Annotated in this window: 16 protein-coding genes and 1 rRNA gene; 1 reads left to right on the top strand and 16 read right to left on the bottom strand. The window is 36.4% G+C overall.

The window, feature by feature from the left end:
* Positions 1-87 precede the first annotated feature (87 nt).
* From yabG to metG, 6 genes are all read right to left on the bottom strand, one after another.
* The gene (yabG, locus tag HR057_RS14070) at positions 88-954 is read right to left on the bottom strand and encodes a sporulation peptidase YabG (protein WP_173732077.1); all 867 of its coding nucleotides are present in this window, start codon (positions 952-954) and stop codon (positions 88-90) included.
* Positions 955-1,052: 98 nt separating this feature from the next.
* Entirely contained in the window at positions 1,053-1,937 is an 885-nt protein-coding gene (rsmA, locus tag HR057_RS14065) for a 16S rRNA (adenine(1518)-N(6)/adenine(1519)-N(6))-dimethyltransferase RsmA (protein WP_173732076.1), read from the bottom strand.
* Positions 1,934-2,494, bottom strand: a complete 561-nt coding sequence (gene rnmV, locus HR057_RS14060) for a ribonuclease M5 (protein ID WP_173732075.1) — start codon at positions 2,492-2,494, stop codon at positions 1,934-1,936. Before rnmV ends, rsmA begins: the two co-directional genes overlap by 4 nt.
* Positions 2,495-2,671: 177 nt before the next feature.
* A complete protein-coding gene (locus HR057_RS14055; RefSeq protein ID WP_329955893.1) occupies positions 2,672-3,835 on the bottom strand; it encodes a ubiquitin-like domain-containing protein in 1,164 nt (387 codons plus the stop codon).
* 442 nt (positions 3,836-4,277) lie between these two features.
* Positions 4,278-5,045 (bottom strand): TatD family hydrolase, encoded by a 768-nt coding sequence (locus tag HR057_RS14050; RefSeq protein ID WP_173732074.1) that lies wholly within the window; start codon positions 5,043-5,045, stop codon positions 4,278-4,280.
* A 64-nt stretch (positions 5,046-5,109) separates the two neighbouring features.
* Positions 5,110-7,077 carry a methionine--tRNA ligase gene (metG, locus tag HR057_RS14045; RefSeq protein ID WP_173732073.1) on the bottom strand — a complete coding sequence of 656 codons (1,968 nt, stop codon included), beginning with the start codon at positions 7,075-7,077 and terminating at the stop codon, positions 5,110-5,112.
* A 539-nt stretch (positions 7,078-7,616) separates the two neighbouring features.
* Here metG and HR057_RS14040 point away from each other — a divergent pair.
* Positions 7,617-7,901, top strand: a complete 285-nt coding sequence (locus HR057_RS14040) for an AbrB/MazE/SpoVT family DNA-binding domain-containing protein (RefSeq protein WP_173732072.1) — start codon at positions 7,617-7,619, stop codon at positions 7,899-7,901.
* Between the two features lie 457 nt (positions 7,902-8,358).
* Here the strand turns inward: HR057_RS14040 and rsmI are convergent, their stop codons facing one another.
* From rsmI to rrf, 10 genes are all read right to left on the bottom strand, one after another.
* Positions 8,359-9,249 carry a 16S rRNA (cytidine(1402)-2'-O)-methyltransferase gene (gene rsmI, locus HR057_RS14035; RefSeq protein ID WP_173732071.1) on the bottom strand — a complete coding sequence of 297 codons (891 nt, stop codon included), beginning with the start codon at positions 9,247-9,249 and terminating at the stop codon, positions 8,359-8,361.
* Entirely contained in the window at positions 9,239-9,529 is a 291-nt protein-coding gene (locus HR057_RS14030; RefSeq protein ID WP_173732070.1) for a GIY-YIG nuclease family protein, read from the bottom strand. Before HR057_RS14030 ends, rsmI begins: the two co-directional genes overlap by 11 nt.
* The gene (locus tag HR057_RS14025) at positions 9,516-10,256 is read right to left on the bottom strand and encodes a tRNA1(Val) (adenine(37)-N6)-methyltransferase (RefSeq protein ID WP_173732116.1); all 741 of its coding nucleotides are present in this window, start codon (positions 10,254-10,256) and stop codon (positions 9,516-9,518) included. The genes HR057_RS14030 and HR057_RS14025 overlap by 14 nt, the downstream gene beginning before the upstream one ends.
* Before the next feature lie 259 nt (positions 10,257-10,515).
* On the bottom strand, positions 10,516-10,866 hold the full coding sequence (gene yabA, locus HR057_RS14020) for a DNA replication initiation control protein YabA (RefSeq protein ID WP_173732069.1): 351 nt from the start codon (positions 10,864-10,866) through the stop codon (positions 10,516-10,518).
* Between the two features lie 24 nt (positions 10,867-10,890).
* Positions 10,891-11,706 carry a PSP1 domain-containing protein gene (locus tag HR057_RS14015; protein ID WP_173732068.1) on the bottom strand — a complete coding sequence of 272 codons (816 nt, stop codon included), beginning with the start codon at positions 11,704-11,706 and terminating at the stop codon, positions 10,891-10,893.
* Between the two features lie 3 nt (positions 11,707-11,709).
* Positions 11,710-12,705, bottom strand: coding sequence for a DNA polymerase III subunit delta' (gene holB, locus HR057_RS14010; protein ID WP_173732115.1), 996 nt, complete (start codon positions 12,703-12,705; stop codon positions 11,710-11,712).
* Positions 12,706-12,757: 52 nt separating this feature from the next.
* Complete coding sequence (gene tmk, locus HR057_RS14005) at positions 12,758-13,390, bottom strand: dTMP kinase (RefSeq protein ID WP_173732067.1); 633 nt, start codon at positions 13,388-13,390, stop codon at positions 12,758-12,760.
* Positions 13,391-13,463: 73 nt separating this feature from the next.
* Positions 13,464-14,918: an aminotransferase class I/II-fold pyridoxal phosphate-dependent enzyme gene (locus tag HR057_RS14000; RefSeq protein WP_173732066.1), complete on the bottom strand. Its 1,455-nt coding sequence runs from the start codon at positions 14,916-14,918 to the stop codon at positions 13,464-13,466.
* Positions 14,919-15,109: 191 nt separating this feature from the next.
* The gene (locus tag HR057_RS13995; protein ID WP_374723886.1) at positions 15,110-15,406 is read right to left on the bottom strand and encodes a sigma factor G inhibitor Gin; all 297 of its coding nucleotides are present in this window, start codon (positions 15,404-15,406) and stop codon (positions 15,110-15,112) included.
* Between the two features lie 219 nt (positions 15,407-15,625).
* Positions 15,626-15,741: ribosomal RNA gene (gene rrf / locus HR057_RS13990) — 5S ribosomal RNA — on the bottom strand.
* Positions 15,742-15,833: the final 92 nt, after the last annotated feature.

The following is a 15,833-nucleotide window of genomic DNA, read 5'->3' as shown; positions in this document are numbered from 1 at the left end:
TTTAACAAAATTATTTATTTTTCTTTGAAAAAAAGCTGTTTCATTTTTCACTCGTTAAACCGAACGCTAAACGCTGAAACAGCTTTTTTAATCTATTTCATGGTCATGATAAGGCATGCCAATTCTAAGCAAACCTCTTGTTTCAACACCACCCAACCCTTTTTCCCCTGTCAAAGTATTGCGGAGCACATCCCACACATTAATATGCTCTTTAATAGGGGTATAGCTGATCTTAGCTACAATATAAACTGGGTCAAGCGCATGAATGTTAATGCGCAATGGTGAGCTTGCAAAATTGGCACCTGCTTTAATGAGCGATTCAAAATGGGATTGGCAAGCGCCGGCAAAGATTACGAGCTGATCTAAATGCGGAACTTTTTTCCTTGCCTCATAAACGGTCTCTACAAAATAACGGGAATGACGGTACGCTTTCAAATCGCTTGGCTTACCTTTTGATTTTAAATAAGCGTCATGCCCAGTGACGACTAATATGTCCGGGCGAACTTGGTCGATGTACTTCCCAACTTTCTCTGGCATTTCCTTTTCATTCATATGAACACCAAACATAGGGACACCTAATTTTTCATATAAAGCCCGGCATTTTTGTAAATAAACTGGATCACCATCTAAATGCAAGACCCGGCCCGGCATTTGAAAATACGATTCACTATGGCTATAGCCACCCGTTGCATAATATTCGTTTCGTTGCCGGATTAAATGATAATCTTGACGAAAAAGCCGGTACGATTTATCTACTTTTTCCTTTTCCTTTTTTTGTCTATGTGCATATTCATCATCACCAACAATGATTAAATCAGAGAGTGGAGCGTCAGCTATAAGCCGAAATTCTTCTCCAACTAAAACTGCTATATCCCCATGAATTTCCGTAACCCTGAAAAGCAAATCTTGTTGGTATGATTTACGGGTTACTAAATCTCCAACACGAATGCCCATTTTTCCCCTCCTCCATGTAGAAGAGATTTCATCCGATCTCTTATTCCTTCTTTTCATAGTAGCCTATGGCATGAAGGGGAAAAATGTGCTTACAGTTTTTAATCGGTATTCTTAAAAAAACGATTAAGCGAATCGCTTAAGTTTCCAAACTCCTCAATACTTAACGTTTCTCCGCGCCTTTTTGGATCAATACCTGCATCAAGAAGTGCTTTTTCGATTGTTTGCTTCTCAATGGTTTGTTTAAAGTGGCTTGTTAAATTATTAAAAATCGTTTTCCGCCGCTGAGCAAAACTTGCCCTTACGACTGTAAAGAAAAACTCTTCATTTTCTACCTTAATAGCAGGTGTTGGTCTTTTTGTTAAACGTATAACGGCGGAATCAACGTTTGGCTGCGGAATAAATACAGTTTTAGGCACTGTCATTACCATTTTTGCTTCTGTAAAATATTGAACAGCAATCGACAAAGAACCGTAGTCTTTTGTTCCTGGTGAAGCAGCAATTCGATCTGCCACTTCTTTTTGCAGCATCACTACAAGTCCACGAATAGGCAAATGGTCATTTAAAAGCTTCATAATAATGGGGGTTGTCACATAGTAAGGGAGATTTGCGACCACCATTAAATCTTGTCCATCTTCAAACTCTTCTGCAATAACTTGTTTGACATTTGCTTTTAAAACATCTTCATGAATAATTTTTACATGTGGATATGGTTCTAATGTTTCTGCTAAAATTGGCAAGAGGCGACCGTCAATCTCAAAAGCAACAACCTTTTTTGCCCGTTTTGCCAATTGTTCCGTCAAAGCTCCAATTCCCGGGCCAATTTCAATAACTCCGCTATTTTCAGTGAGCTCCGCAAAATCAACAATACGGTTTAAAATATTTAAATCAATTAAGAAGTTTTGCCCTAAACTTTTTTTAAAAGAAAATCCGTACTTCTCCAATATCATTTTCGTTCGTACCGGTGTTGCAATATCTTTCGTCATTGTTGTTCCTCCTGTAACACTTGAAGCATTGCTTCTAAAAAGAGCGATTTTTTTATTTGAAACATGTTTAGACGCTTATGAAGTTGTTTTCCATTTGTATAACCGATTTTTAAAATGATCCCAAGCTTTTCCCGACGTTCTTTTGAGCGAGGTTCGCCTATTAAACCGGCAGCTATTAAATCATTTTTTGTGATTTCCTCCTCAATCGCAACTGTTTCCTCATAAACAGCACTTAAAGCAGCTTGAATCGCTTCAATGGAAGCATGTTCAACACCAAGCCCTTTCCCATTTTTTGCGATTGCTTCATTCCGAGGCAAAAAAGCATGTTTGCATCCGGGCACCTTTTCAGAAATGATTTTTCGAATTCTTTCACCAGGAAAATCGGGATCCGTAAAAATAATAACACCACGCTGTTTTTGAGCAAGGCGGATCTGTTCAATCGTTTCTTCACTAATTTCCGATCCATTTGTTTCGATCGTATCTGCAAATACGGCTTGTTTTACCTTCACTGTATCATCTTTTCCTTCAACTACGATAATTTCTTTAATTTTTTTCATTTTTTTCCTCCAAAACTGAAACAAAAACGCATCTTTTTCGTCTATAAGTATAAGCGAAAGTAATAAAAATAAAAAACACAGAGGCTCCCCTCTGTGTGCATGATTATTCTAGTATTCTAGCAAACTGAAATTGCACATATAAAAACGTAAGATGCTTCTTGCTGTTTAAAAATTCATTTATTCTAAAATTTTAATCAGCACCGTTTTCTTGCCAAATTTATCAACTGTTTTTTTATCAGGGTAAAACAGATCGATTTTATTTCCTTTAATCGAGCTGCCTGTGTCTGCTGCAATGGCATAGCCATATCCTTCCACCCACACTTTTGAACCTAAAGGAATGACATTCGGATCAACGGCAATTACTTTTGCATCTGGATTTGCCCTTAAGTTAATTCCCGTTGATGTTTTACCAGAACACCCATTGCAATAGGCTGTATAGGCAGTCGCTTGAACATAAAATTCCTTTTTCACAGGACCATTATAACCGCGGGATGTCTGTTGCTTAATTGGTTTCGTACCTAAGGCAACAATTCGGTCTATGCTATCTTTTATTTTTTCTTTTTGAATGAGTTTTCTTGAAACTTCTTTTCCGTTTTCAAGAATGACTTCATAAGTCTTTTTTTCTAGACCTTTTTCGCCTTTCTTAATCACTTTTTCAACGCCTTGAGGTAACGATGAATCCTTTCGAGTTACAACCGCATAATCGATTGGTTCTTCCACCACATCGGTGACCTTTTCTACGCGTATTATCTTAATAACCATATTTTCAGTGACTTGGGTAGTAGCTTCTGGCTCCACGCGATCAAGTTCATTCAGTTTAATATCTTGTTGCTTCAAAAGGTCAACGACAGTAGTCGAAGTGGTCCATATTTGCTTTTTCTCATTTCCATCTTTGATTGTAATAGGAAAAGCTTTTTCTATAACAATTTCTGTCTTTTGATCAAGTTTTGTATCTCTACTCGGTCGAATGCGGTCACGATCTGTTAAGGCTATGTTCTGCTCTTCAATAAATTCTCCAACTGTTTTCGCGGCCGACCATACTGTTTTTTGCTCTCCCCAAACTGTAATTTGAATTGGCTTCGCCGGTTCCCAAACAACTTTCATGTCTTTTTCTATCGGCGTATCTAACGAGGGCTGGACTTTATCTTGTTTAATGACTTCGATGTCAAGATCAGCCAATAGCTCTTCTACTGTATCAGCATGGGTTCGAACCTTTACTTCTTTTCCATCAAGAACGGCCGTTACGTGCTGTTTCGTACCTTCATATGCTAGTACCGTTATTAGCAAGATCGCTAGAATACTAGATATAGCAACGATTATTTTCTTTTTCGAAATCAGCATCTATCTGCCTCCTTTTACTGGAGTGATTATATAAAGCTTTTTCCTTATTGTCAACTATGATTTACCATCCCACTCCCCCTTGACAAATCCTAGACATGTTACTTTGTCTATCGCTTCACATTATAAAGCTTATTTCTGAAAAAAATCTACCCAAAAATATCGACAACAACATTCGTCAAATCAGCATAGTAGTTGCATCGGATGATTTTAAACAATTTTGTGGCAAAACACACCCTGGGAAGAAGAACTAAACGACCGGAAGTATGTAAAAAATTGAAGGGACAAAATTATTTGACTTAAGCTGGATTTTACTGAATAAAAAACCTAGCGGATTGCTTAATGTCTCTCAGATTGAAAAAAGCATGCAAACTAACCGCTAGGTGTTTAGTACAAGAAGAAAGACTATCGTTATTTAAAGCCACTAAATAATCGATTCAATTTGTTATGGAATTTGGAAAAGTTTTTTTGCATTTAGACTTGTTTGACGGGCAACTTCTTCATAAGAAATGCCTTTTAGTTCAGCAATTTGTTCTGCCACTAGTTTTACATAGGCAGGTTCGTTCCGTTTGCCCCGATATGGATGTGGTGCAAGATATGGACAATCCGTTTCGATAAGTAGTTTCTCTAACGGTACTTCACTAGCAACCTCTTTTGGCTTTTTCGCATTTTTAAACGTAACTGGACCGCCCAATGAAATTAAAAAGTTCATTGCAATGCATTCTTTGGCTGTCTCAACACTTCCGCTAAAACAATGCATGATGCCGCCTACTTCAGCAGCCCCTTCTTCTTTTAAAATGGTGATAATATCTTGGGTAGCTTCCCGGTTATGAATAATAATTGGTAATTTGACTTTTTTCGCCAATCGAATTTGTTTGCGAAAAACTTCTTGTTGAACATCTTTTGGTGATTTATCCCAATAGTAGTCTAAGCCCATTTCTCCAAGGGCAACGACTTTTGGATGGTTTGCCAACTCTTCCATCCACTTTAAATCTTCTTCTTTCATATCAATGGCATCAACAGGATGCCAGCCAATGGCTGCATAAATAAAATCATATGTTTCTGCAATGCGAATCGCACTTTGAATCGTTTCTTTATCAAAGCCGACTACAACCATATTAGAAACTCCTGCTTCTTGAGCCCGTTTTATTACTTCTGCTTCATCTTCGGCAAATTGATGTGCATTTAAGTGTGCATGTGTATCAAATAACATAAAGCAACTCCCTCGTTTATTTAACATAGAAGGCCAACTTACCAGTTAGTCGGCCTCCAAGAAATTACTTAATTTTCGTACCGTTTGGAATAGATGAATCAATTGTTGCAACTTTCAATGTTCCATCAGTCTTTCCAGCTAAAATCATCCCTTGCGATAGCTCACCGCGAAGTTTGACTGGTTTTAAGTTTGTTACACAAATAACTTTTTGACCTACAAGTTCTTCCGGAGAATAATATTCTGCAATTCCAGAAACGACTTGCCGCTTTTCATCACCTAAATCCAATTGCAATTTTAAAAGCTTATCTGCTTTTTTAATCTTTTCGGCTTTGATGACTTCAGCAACACGCAGATCGACTTTCATAAAATCATCAATCGTAATTTCGTCAATTTCTGAGCCTTTTTCCTCTTTCTTATCAGTTTCAGGTGCTGTCTCCGTTTTTGTTGCAGGCGGCTGCATATCTTGTTTGATTGCCTCCACTTCTTTCTCAGTGTCCAAGCGCGGAAAAATCGGTTCTCCTTTTTTCACTTTCACTCCGCTTGGAAGTATGCCAAATTGATATAAAGATTCCCAGCTTGTTAATTGTTCACCTAGAATGCCGAGCTGTTCCCAAATTTTCTTTGGTGTTCTTGTTAAAAACGGTTGCAGCATGATGGAAATAAAACGTAATGATTCTGCTAAGTGGCACATAACGGAAGCAAGTTCGCCTTTTTTGGCTTCGTCTTTAGCGAGCGCCCATGGTTGAGTTTCATCGATATATTTATTCGTACGGCTGACAAGCTGCCAAATAGCTGTTAAAGCAACTGAAAACTCCATTCGATCCATCGCTTCTTCTACTTTTTTTACCGTTTCTTTTGCTATATCTTCCAGATCTTTGTCGAAATCAGTCACTTGACCATCGTAAGCCGGTATAACCCCATCGAAATACTTTTCTACCATGGCAACAGTGCGATTTAACAAGTTTCCTAAATCATTAGCCAAATCAAAATTAATGCGATCAACAAAACCTTCCGGTGTAAATACGCCATCTGAACCAAATGGAACTTCACGTAATAAATAATACCTGAGAGCATCCAATCCATAGCGATCAATTAACGTTACCGGATCAATGACATTTCCTTTTGATTTCGACATTTTTCCATCTTTCATTAACAACCAACCATGAGCAAAAACTTTTTTCGGAAGCGGCAAGTCAAGAGCCATGAGCATAATTGGCCAATAAATAGTATGGAAACGTACAATTTCTTTTCCAACTAAATGAACATCAGCTGGCCAATATTTTCTAAATTTCTCTTCGTTTTCCGTTCCATACCCTAAAGCGGTAATATAGTTGGATAAAGCATCAATCCATACATAGATAACGTGTTTTGGATCACCAGGTACTTTGATGCCCCAATCAAATGTTGTTCTTGATACCGCCAAATCTTCCAATCCCGGTTTTATAAAGTTGTTAATCATTTCATTTTTGCGTGATTCAGGCTGGATGAATTCTGGATTCTCTTCATAATACTGTAACAGACGATCAACATACTTGCTCATTTTGAAAAAGTATGATTCCTCTTTGACCATCTCGACTGGACGACCGCAATCTGGACAATTTCCTTCGACAATTTGCCGTTCTGTGAAAAATGATTCACAAGGTGTACAGTACCAGCCTTCATATTGATCTAGATAAATATCGCCTTGTTCAACTAATCTTGAAAAAATCTTTTCAACAATTTTTTTATGGCGGTCTTCGGTTGTTCTAATAAAATCATCATAAGAAATATCGAGCTTTTTCCAAAGTTCTTGGATGCCAGATACTATTTCATCGACAAATGCTTGAGGACTGACTCCTTTTTCAGCTGCTTTTCTTTGGATTTTTTGACCATGCTCGTCTGTCCCTGTCAAATACATTACATCAAAACCGCGCAACCGCTTATAACGGGCCATCGCATCGCCGGCAACAGTCGTATATGCATGTCCAATATGTAATTTGTCACTCGGATAATAAATTGGTGTAGTTAAGTAAAATGTTTTTCTTTCGCTCATAAAAAAAATGCCCCCTAAATGAACCATAATTATTCGTACTTTATATATTATCACCAAAATATACATAATCGAAAGTATACGTCAAGATTCTTCCTTTTCATACCTCTTTGAAATGGTCTTTTCTTGATATTTAGTATGAAAAAATTTTTATAGGTTAAGAACCTAATCTGAATTTACTAAATACCTCTCCAACGATTCTTCTAACCAACTTTTTTATTATTCTTATAAATGTAGAATTTTGTCGAATTTTTTCTGTCTAATGTGACAAAAATCACTTATAAACAATGTCATTTATTGTAAAATTAACATAGTAATTGCTTTTTCACTATTTTTAAAGGGTAATATTTAGAAAGTTTTAATATCAACATTTTTTCCTATTTACTATTTACATTTTATAAAAAATCTACACTTTTTTTACAAAAATAAAGTTGACGTTTTTGGGAAAAATTGTTATGATGGAAACAGACAGAAATTTGTCGAATGATGGCGAAGAAAAATATTAAAATATATTATTTTTATTTAAAAGGGAGATTGATCAAATGAAGTCTACAGGAATTGTTCGTAAGGTTGATGAGTTAGGCCGCGTCGTTATTCCAATTGAATTACGCCGCACATTGGGTATTGCTGAAAAAGATGCCCTTGAAATTTATGTTGATGATGACCGCATTATTTTAAAGAAGTACAAGCCTAATATGACATGTACGATTACTGGTGAAATCTCTGATAACAACTTTACATTGGCAAATGGCAAAATTGTTTTAAGCCGTGAAGGTGCAGAGATTTTATTAAAAGAACTGCAAGAAAGCCTTGCTGCCTCTAAATAAAACAAGCATTCAATTTTTAAGAAAGTCTAGAAAGCTAGTATAACAATAAAAATCTATAAAAGATCTAATTAATAATTATTTCAGCTCCTTGTGGTCATACAATAAACTGCTATTTGGCAACATTAATTGCCAATATCCTTCCTATGATCATCTCAGCGAACAGCCGCCTCTTTTATGCTGAGATTAAGATCCACTAAATTAAAAGAATTATAATTGATTGATTCCATTGCAGTTGGACTTTTCCGTACTACCACTAGGTGCTGAAATATGAGAATTACTTTCATTATCAACGCCGTTTATTGTTGCTAAACGCCATCACAAAATAAAAGTTCCTATTAAATAAGTGGAGAAAAACAATCTAGCGTTTCTCCACTTTTTTGTTTTTAAAACTTTTCTATTAAGAAAATCCTCTCAAACCAAAAGGTATAACGATAACCAATTACTAAGGTTTATATTTTTAAGTAATTTCCATGTCACTCATATGGAAAGCTTGATAGACCATTCTTTTCGGCATCTCCCGCTCTTCAGCAACCCGTTTAATTGCTTCTTTTGAACGCATGCCTTCTTTTTCAATATAATATTGAACATGATCTTTCAATTGTAGATGAGCCCACCATTTTTCTTCCTGTTCCAATTGTTCTTCACTTGCACCTTCCACAACTAAACAAAACTCCCCTCTAATTGTTCCAGCAGAAATCCACTCCAACAATTCATGAATTGTACCTCTAATATATTCTTCGTACTTTTTTGTCAATTCGCGGGAAAGAGAAGCACGTCGATTGCCCCAAGCTTGTTCAATGGCTGTCAGCGTTTCTTTTAATCGATGGGGAGCTTCATAAAAAATAACCGGATCTTTTATTTGTTTTAATCTTTCAAGTTCTTGAGTTCTTTCTTTTTTTTCTCTTGGCAAAAATCCATAAAAATAAAAATGGTCAGTTGGTAGTCCTGATGCAACCAAAGCTGTCAGCGCTGCATTGGCTCCTGGCAACGCAATGACCTTCAAATTTTCCTCAAGCGCTTCAACAACTAAATCATTCCCAGGATCAGAAATAACCGGCATTCCTGCATCACTAACAAGCACGACTTTTTTTCCTTGGCGAATCTCTTCTAAAATTTTTTTACCGCTTTCCCTTTTATTATGTTCATGGTAACTAATTAAGGGTTTTTTAATTTCAAAATGATTTAATAGCTTGATCGTCTGCCGCGTATCTTCAGCTGCAATTAAATCCGCTTCTTTTAACATTCGTATCGCACGTAGCGTAATATCCTCAAGATTCCCAATGGGCGTCGGTACTAAATAAAGGGCTCCTTCTTGTTCCAAATGGAAGCTTTTTTGCTCAGTTCTCACCTTGGTCCCCCCTTTTTCCACAAAGTTTTCTATAACGGATATATTCCTCTTTTTGCGTCCTTGATAGTCGTTTAATATTGTATTCTGCTTTAAGGGCCTCCGATTTAGAAGAAAAATTTTCCGAAAATAAAAGTTCGACAGGTCTTCTGCCTCTCGTATATTTTGCTCCTTTTCCAGCTTGGTGCATGGCTATTCTTTTCTCTAAATGATTTGTGTATCCTGTGTAATACGTGCCGTCAGAACATTCCAAAATATATACATAATGTTTATCGTTTTCCATACAAAATTTCTAGTAACTCCTCTGTATATTCATTGTTTTCTTTATATACAAAAAGCGGAGGCAATATTTTTAAACCAGCCTTGCCGTACTTTGTCCCTTCAATCAAAAGCGTATTTGCTTCTTTCCCCGCTTTTGGATAGACAAGCCGCATTCGTTTTGGCTCAATTTTATATTGTCTCATCAAAGTTACGATATCTAACAACCGTTCTGGACGGTGAACATAAGCAACTTTCCCACCGTGGCGGACAAGCTGGCTTGACACCCTAACGACATCTTCCAATGTGCAAAAAATTTCATGGCGGGCAATCGCCAAATGAGGATTTTCGTTGTATTGTGTTTCACTCGGTGTAGGGAAATAAGGCGGATTACAAGTAACAACATCGTAATTACCATGTCCAAGTAAATTCGGCATATCTTTTATATCACCGTGAATGACAGACAAGCGGTTCTCCAATTGATTATACCGAATGCTCCTTTTAGCCATATCATAAATTCGTTCCTGGATTTCAACACCTGTAATCGTCCCCTTTGTCCGCTCACTCAAAAGGAGAGGGATAACAGCATTTCCTGTACATAAATCAATCAAATTTCCTTTTTGAATCGGGACATATACAAAATTGGCAAGGAGCACTGCATCTAATGAAAAATTAAAAACAGAGGGACTTTGAACAATCTTCATCCGCTCATCCAATAAATAATCTAAACGTTCATCATCATATAATTCAATCATAAAAACCTTCCTTATTCATTGATGACAACATAACAAATGAAAAAGTACATAATATTACTCTTATATAAAACGATCATTTAGCTATCTATTTCCTGTAGTTTGATTGCATTTCCTTCACAAAGTATAAAAAAGATTCCTAGCAGATTAAAGGCATGTGCGATAGAACAAATATTTTTGTGAATATCATAAATTTTTGTGTCCTTTTTTGCCTAAAAAGCCTTTCCCTTATGAAGGAAAGGCTCATACATTTAAAATTCTATTTTTTATTTAAAAACGATAGGCAAAACAAACAATCTCCTTCTTGCCGCACACTTCCATAATGAACATTACATATATGGAAGCCTTCTTGATAAAGCCGGGCTAAGTTGTCATAACCTTCTCCTATATCAGCCACTGTTTTCTCTTGCTTACTTTTTTTCTTTTTGCCTTCTCCCTTTTTTACCTCTTTTTCAAGGCGCTGTCTAAGGTGATGGTTTTCCATTTGTAATTGGTGATTTTCTTCTAATAGTTCGGCCAGTTGTATTTTAAATTCACCTAATTGTTTATATAGATGGCTGATTTGTTCTTCAAGATGAATAGCTTGGTCAAATAATTGTTTTTTGTCCACTTGAAAACACCTCTATTTCGTGGCCTAAAACGACATCGTTCCCTGTTCAAGTAATTCACCAATTGTATATTCTACTACGCGTTCAAGTTCAAATAATTCTACTTGAACGACCCCATCTAGTATATTGATACCGACTACTTTTCCACTTCCTTGCGGTGTCATAATTGACTCGCCCAAGTCAGGCAGTTCTGCTTTAGCTGTTTCATAATCATCATTTTCAAATTTTAAACAGCACATGAGTCGTCCACAAAGTCCGGAAATTTTCGCCGGATTTAATGATAAGTTTTGATCTTTTGCCATTTTAATCGATACCGGGTCAAAATCCCCCAAAAACGTTGAACAACAAAGGATTCTGCCGCAAGGGCCAATCCCGCCAAGCATTTTCGCTTCATCACGGACACCAATTTGGCGCAACTCAATTCTCGTTCTAAAAATTGCAGCCAAATCTTTTACTAATTCACGGAAATCAATCCGTCCATCAGCAGTAAAATAAAAGATAATTTTATTTCTATCAAACGTATACTCGACTTCGACGAGCTTCATTTCTAGTCCATGCTCTTCAATTTTTTCCATGCAAATGGTATACGCTTTTTTTGCTTCTTTTTTATTTTCTTCTACGTTGAGCAAATCTTTTTCATCCGCTAATCGAATAACTTTTTTTAGCGGCAACACAATGTCATGCTCATCCACTTGTTTAGGATTCGTTACTACTTTGCCATACTCAATGCCGCGTACGGTTTCAACAATGACATGGTCTCCTTTTTGAATTTGCAACTCACCTGGATCAAAATAATATATTTTTCCCGCTTTTTTAAAGCGGACACCAACTACTTCATACAAGCCTTATCCCTCCTGCAACTTGAGTATCAGCTGCTCCATCAATAATGAAGGATTTACATTGGCATTCAGCCGCTTTTTAGCTTCTAAAATTAGAGCTAAATGATCGGCTATTTTCTTTTGAGAATAACCTACTGACTGTTCCTCAAGCAATTCTGTTTGATCTATATAAATGATGTTATTTTCTTTTCCTATCAGGATATATAATAAATCTTTAAACCATAATAATAATAAGTCCAAACCTGTATTCAGCTGCTCCTTTTCCTTAAAATGAGGCATCCATTTTTCTTGTAAAAATAATAGAGCCTGGGAGCCTCCTCGCTTTATGAGGAATTCATTTAATTGTATCACTATCGTTCGAGCTTGTGCAAACCATTCATCTGAAAGAATCCCAAGTGCTTCATTTAAATTATTGGTAAGAGATGAAACTAATTTTCCTAAATGGTTTGGAACCCCTTGCTCAATTAATTTTTCTAATAGCAAATCTGGCGGCAACGGTTTAAAATTCAAAATTTGGCATCTTGAAAGAATTGTCGGCAAAATTTGCTGCACTTGTTCAGTGAGAAGGATGGCAACTGTTCGTCCACTAGGTTCCTCAAGGAATTTTAATAAACTATTGGCAGCTTGCGTCGTCATTTTATCAGCATGTTCTAGTATATAAATTTTTCCTTTTGCTTCGACGCTCTTCTTTGAAAATTCACGTTGCAACTCTATAATTTGCTCTTTTTTTAATGATAGACCATCTGGTGATATAAAGAGAACATCAGGATGATTCCCTGAATCGATCCGCTTGCATTCAATACAGACATGGCAAGGTTCTGCTCCTGTTTTATTGTTACAAAAACAGCTTTTAGCAAATTGGATGCTAATTTCTTTTTTACCTGTCCCTCGGCCGCCTTCAAATAAATAAGCATGGGCAACCCGGTCTTTCAAAATACTATTTGTCAACATCCTTACTACATTCGGCTGTATTGTTTGTAACTGTTCCCACGTTTGCATAATGATCACCAATTTTTATAATTCACGTTCAATTTTTTAGAGCGTCATACACTCATTATATCATTAATAATTGTTTAATGATGGTTTTAACGTCTTCATAAACATCATCTTCTGGCTGCTCGGCGTTGATTGTTTTGATTCGTTCTGGAAAACGCTCAATCAACTGTATATATCCTTCCCGAACTTTGTAATGAAATTCCATAGTTTCTAAATCCAAGCGGTTAATTTCCCGCCCTTTACTATTATTGATTCTCTCAAGGCCTATTTCTGGCGTAACATCGAGATAAAATGTTAAATGCGGCATCCAACCATCTATAGCAAATTGATTAATTTGTAATACTTGATCAATGCCAAGTCCACGTGCATACCCTTGATAAGCTAAACTGCTATCAATGAATCGATCACATAAAACGATTTGTCCATTTGTAAGGGCTGGAACGATTTTCTCCACTAAATGCTGCCTTCTTGCAGCAGCGTACAATAATGCTTCTGTACGCCCATCCATCATTGTATGATTTTTATCTAATATTAGCGAACGAATTTTCTCGGCTATTTCTATACCTCCAGGTTCGCGGGTTATTACAACAGATTGCCCCTCAGAGGTCAAATATTTAAAAATGCGCTGGATGATCGTTGTCTTTCCCGCTCCCTCCGGTCCTTCAAACGTAATAAATAATCCTGTTTCCATGAAATTCTCCTACATCTCATTTGTTTTTCATACTCATAGATTACTACATTGCTATTCGGATGACCAATTGTTTTTATTTCCTTTGAAAAACTTCAATCCCCGTTTTCCAAATATCGTCGTTATTTTGAAAATAAGCACCAGCTTTACGCAATGATATAAACTGTTCGATATGGCCGGCGGTTATTTTTTCACCTTCTATAAGCAACGGAACCCCTGGCGGATAAGGAATAATAGTGGTTGCAGAAATTCGATGAATCGATTCTTCCACCGACATTCTTACTTTAGAATAATTTTTCATCTCACCGTATGTAAGAGCCAGTTCTGAAATTTCATTTAAAAAAATGTATTCTTCCTTATTTCGGTTTAAGGTCAGTCTAGGCTTGGCTAAAATCGGCAAGCCATCTACTGCTTTTTTTATTTTTTCAACAATGGTTGTCCCATTTTTTAGAGGAGCAAGCGGCATAACAAATACTACATTCCAACGATCGGCCATTTCTGTGTAAATAGACTCTGTTTCAAGCCTTTTTTGCAATTCAAACCCTGTTAGAGGGCACCTCGTTTGAACGATCACCTTTAATGGGTCAGCATAGCTTTGTGGATCGCTCTTAACAATTTTTAGCTGAGGCACCGTGTTTAACTGTTCTCGAAAATGTAGAATGCTATCTATTATTGCAATTTTTTCATCTTCTGTTATATGAGCCAAATAATATCGAGCTATATCCAATGAAGCCATAATTGGATATGATGGACTGCTAGACTGAATGACTTGCAAGTAATATTGTAATTTTTCTAAATCGACACGATGACTATTGAAATGGAGAAAAGAACCCATTGTCATCGCAGGTAATGTCTTGTGTGCAGAATGTACAACGATATCTGCACCAAAATGAATAGCAGAGGGAGGAAATGGCTCTCCTAAAGTTAAATGGGCACCATGCGCCTCATCTACAAGAACGATTAATCCTTTTGCTTTTGCATATGTAATGATTTGTTCCAGCTCTTTTGAAACAATCCCATAATAGTTTGGTGAAGTTAAAATTAAAGCTTTTGCATTATCGTATTTATTTAGTGCTTGTTCGACAGTTTCACGTGAAACATTTGTCGAAAACTGTCCTTCTTGATCATATTCCGGTGATAAAAAAACTGGACGGACTTTTGCTAATTTTAAGCCGTTTGTAATTGATTTATGGCAGTTTCGTTGGACAAAAACAACATCGTTTGGTTCACAAGATGCTAGGATCATCGCTAAATTTCCTGCCGTCGAACCTCCAACAAGAAAAAAACTCTTTTTCACTTTATAAAGAGCTGCCGTTAAATCTTGAGCATCTTTAATTACACCAATAGGAGCATAGAGGTCGTCTAAATTCCGAAGCTCTGTTTGATCTATTTTTAATAGTTCCTTAAATATATTTTGTTTTAATGCGGGAAAAACTGTGCTATTTTTATGTCCAGGCACATGAAATGAAATTGGATTCATATGACTATGTCTTAATAAAGCACTATATAAAGGGAGTTCATCTTGATTCACTGCTCAACCTCCTTTTTATATTTTCTATTTTACAAGATTACTATTTAAATAGTGACCTTTTTGCACTCCTCTGCAAAATTGCTATACTCATATGTTCTTCTTTTAATGTAACTCTATGATTTAGTAGAATATCAATTGAACTTATTTTTAAAATAAAAGAAAAAACAGATCCCAAACTTTATGGATCTGCCTCATTTTCTGTGAAGCAAAGGTTCTGTAACCTTTTTCAATTGATTGATATAATATTTGTACTTTTCGTCCTTTGTTTCAGTTGATACCATTTCTTGTTCACAATCGCTGCAAATAAATTCCGTAAATAAATGGATACCTTTTTCTTTTTTCTTTTCACATATTACACACGTTTCCCCGACAGAACCTTTACTTTCAGTTATTCGACTACCCATTCTATCCATCTTTTTTTCTATCTTTTTGTCCACCCATTGACTACATTGTTTCGTATTAATTGTTAATTTTTTATTTTCGTCCATCCAGTTTCCACCTCCACAGCAACAGTATCGCCAGTCGAAGTGAATTTTATACATAATTCAAAATAAAATGAATAGTTGCTACATTCAATATAAAAATCAGATTAAAGCATTATGATTGTATGAATTAGACGATTTTATTGTGTCTGTCTAGTATGAACAATTGTTTCGACTTTTTATGCAAAAAAGAAAAGCAGCATTTTATGCTGCTTTTTCTTTCTTGCTTGGCAACGTCCTACTCTCGCAGGGGGAGGCCCCCAACTACCATCGGCGCTGAAGAGCTTAACTTCCGTGTTCGGAATGGGAACGGGTGTATCCTCTTCGCCATCGTCACCAAACTATGTATTCAATTGAGGTTTGTTCCCTCAAAACTAGATAATCTTCATTCACATTTACTGTCCAGCTCCGGCCTTACGGCACCGGCCTACGC

Origin of the sequence: Calidifontibacillus erzurumensis, assembly GCF_013303125.1 — a bacterium.
In the GTDB taxonomy this organism is placed as follows: Bacteria; Bacillota; Bacilli; order Bacillales; family Bacillaceae_J; genus Calidifontibacillus; species Calidifontibacillus erzurumensis.
This window is presented reverse-complemented; position numbering and strand designations above follow the sequence as displayed.

Coding starts and splice junctions, on each gene's coding strand:
- yabG (WP_173732077.1), bottom strand. CDS start 954: ATGGGCATTCGTGTTGGAGATTTAGTAACCCGTAAATCATACCAACAA.
- rsmA (WP_173732076.1), bottom strand. CDS start 1,937: ATGACGAAAGATATTGCAACACCGGTACGAACGAAAATGATATTGGAG.
- rnmV (WP_173732075.1), bottom strand. CDS start 2,494: ATGAAAAAAATTAAAGAAATTATCGTAGTTGAAGGAAAAGATGATACA.
- HR057_RS14055 (WP_329955893.1), bottom strand. CDS start 3,835: ATGCTGATTTCGAAAAAGAAAATAATCGTTGCTATATCTAGTATTCTA.
- HR057_RS14050 (WP_173732074.1), bottom strand. CDS start 5,045: ATGTTATTTGATACACATGCACACTTAAATGCACATCAATTTGCCGAA.
- metG (WP_173732073.1), bottom strand. CDS start 7,077: ATGAGCGAAAGAAAAACATTTTACTTAACTACACCAATTTATTATCCG.
- HR057_RS14040 (WP_173732072.1), top strand. CDS start 7,617: ATGAAGTCTACAGGAATTGTTCGTAAGGTTGATGAGTTAGGCCGCGTC.
- HR057_RS14030 (WP_173732070.1), bottom strand. CDS start 9,529: ATGGAAAACGATAAACATTATGTATATATTTTGGAATGTTCTGACGGC.
- tmk (WP_173732067.1), bottom strand. CDS start 13,390: ATGGAAACAGGATTATTTATTACGTTTGAAGGACCGGAGGGAGCGGGA.
- HR057_RS13995 (WP_374723886.1), bottom strand. CDS start 15,406: ATGGACGAAAATAAAAAATTAACAATTAATACGAAACAATGTAGTCAA.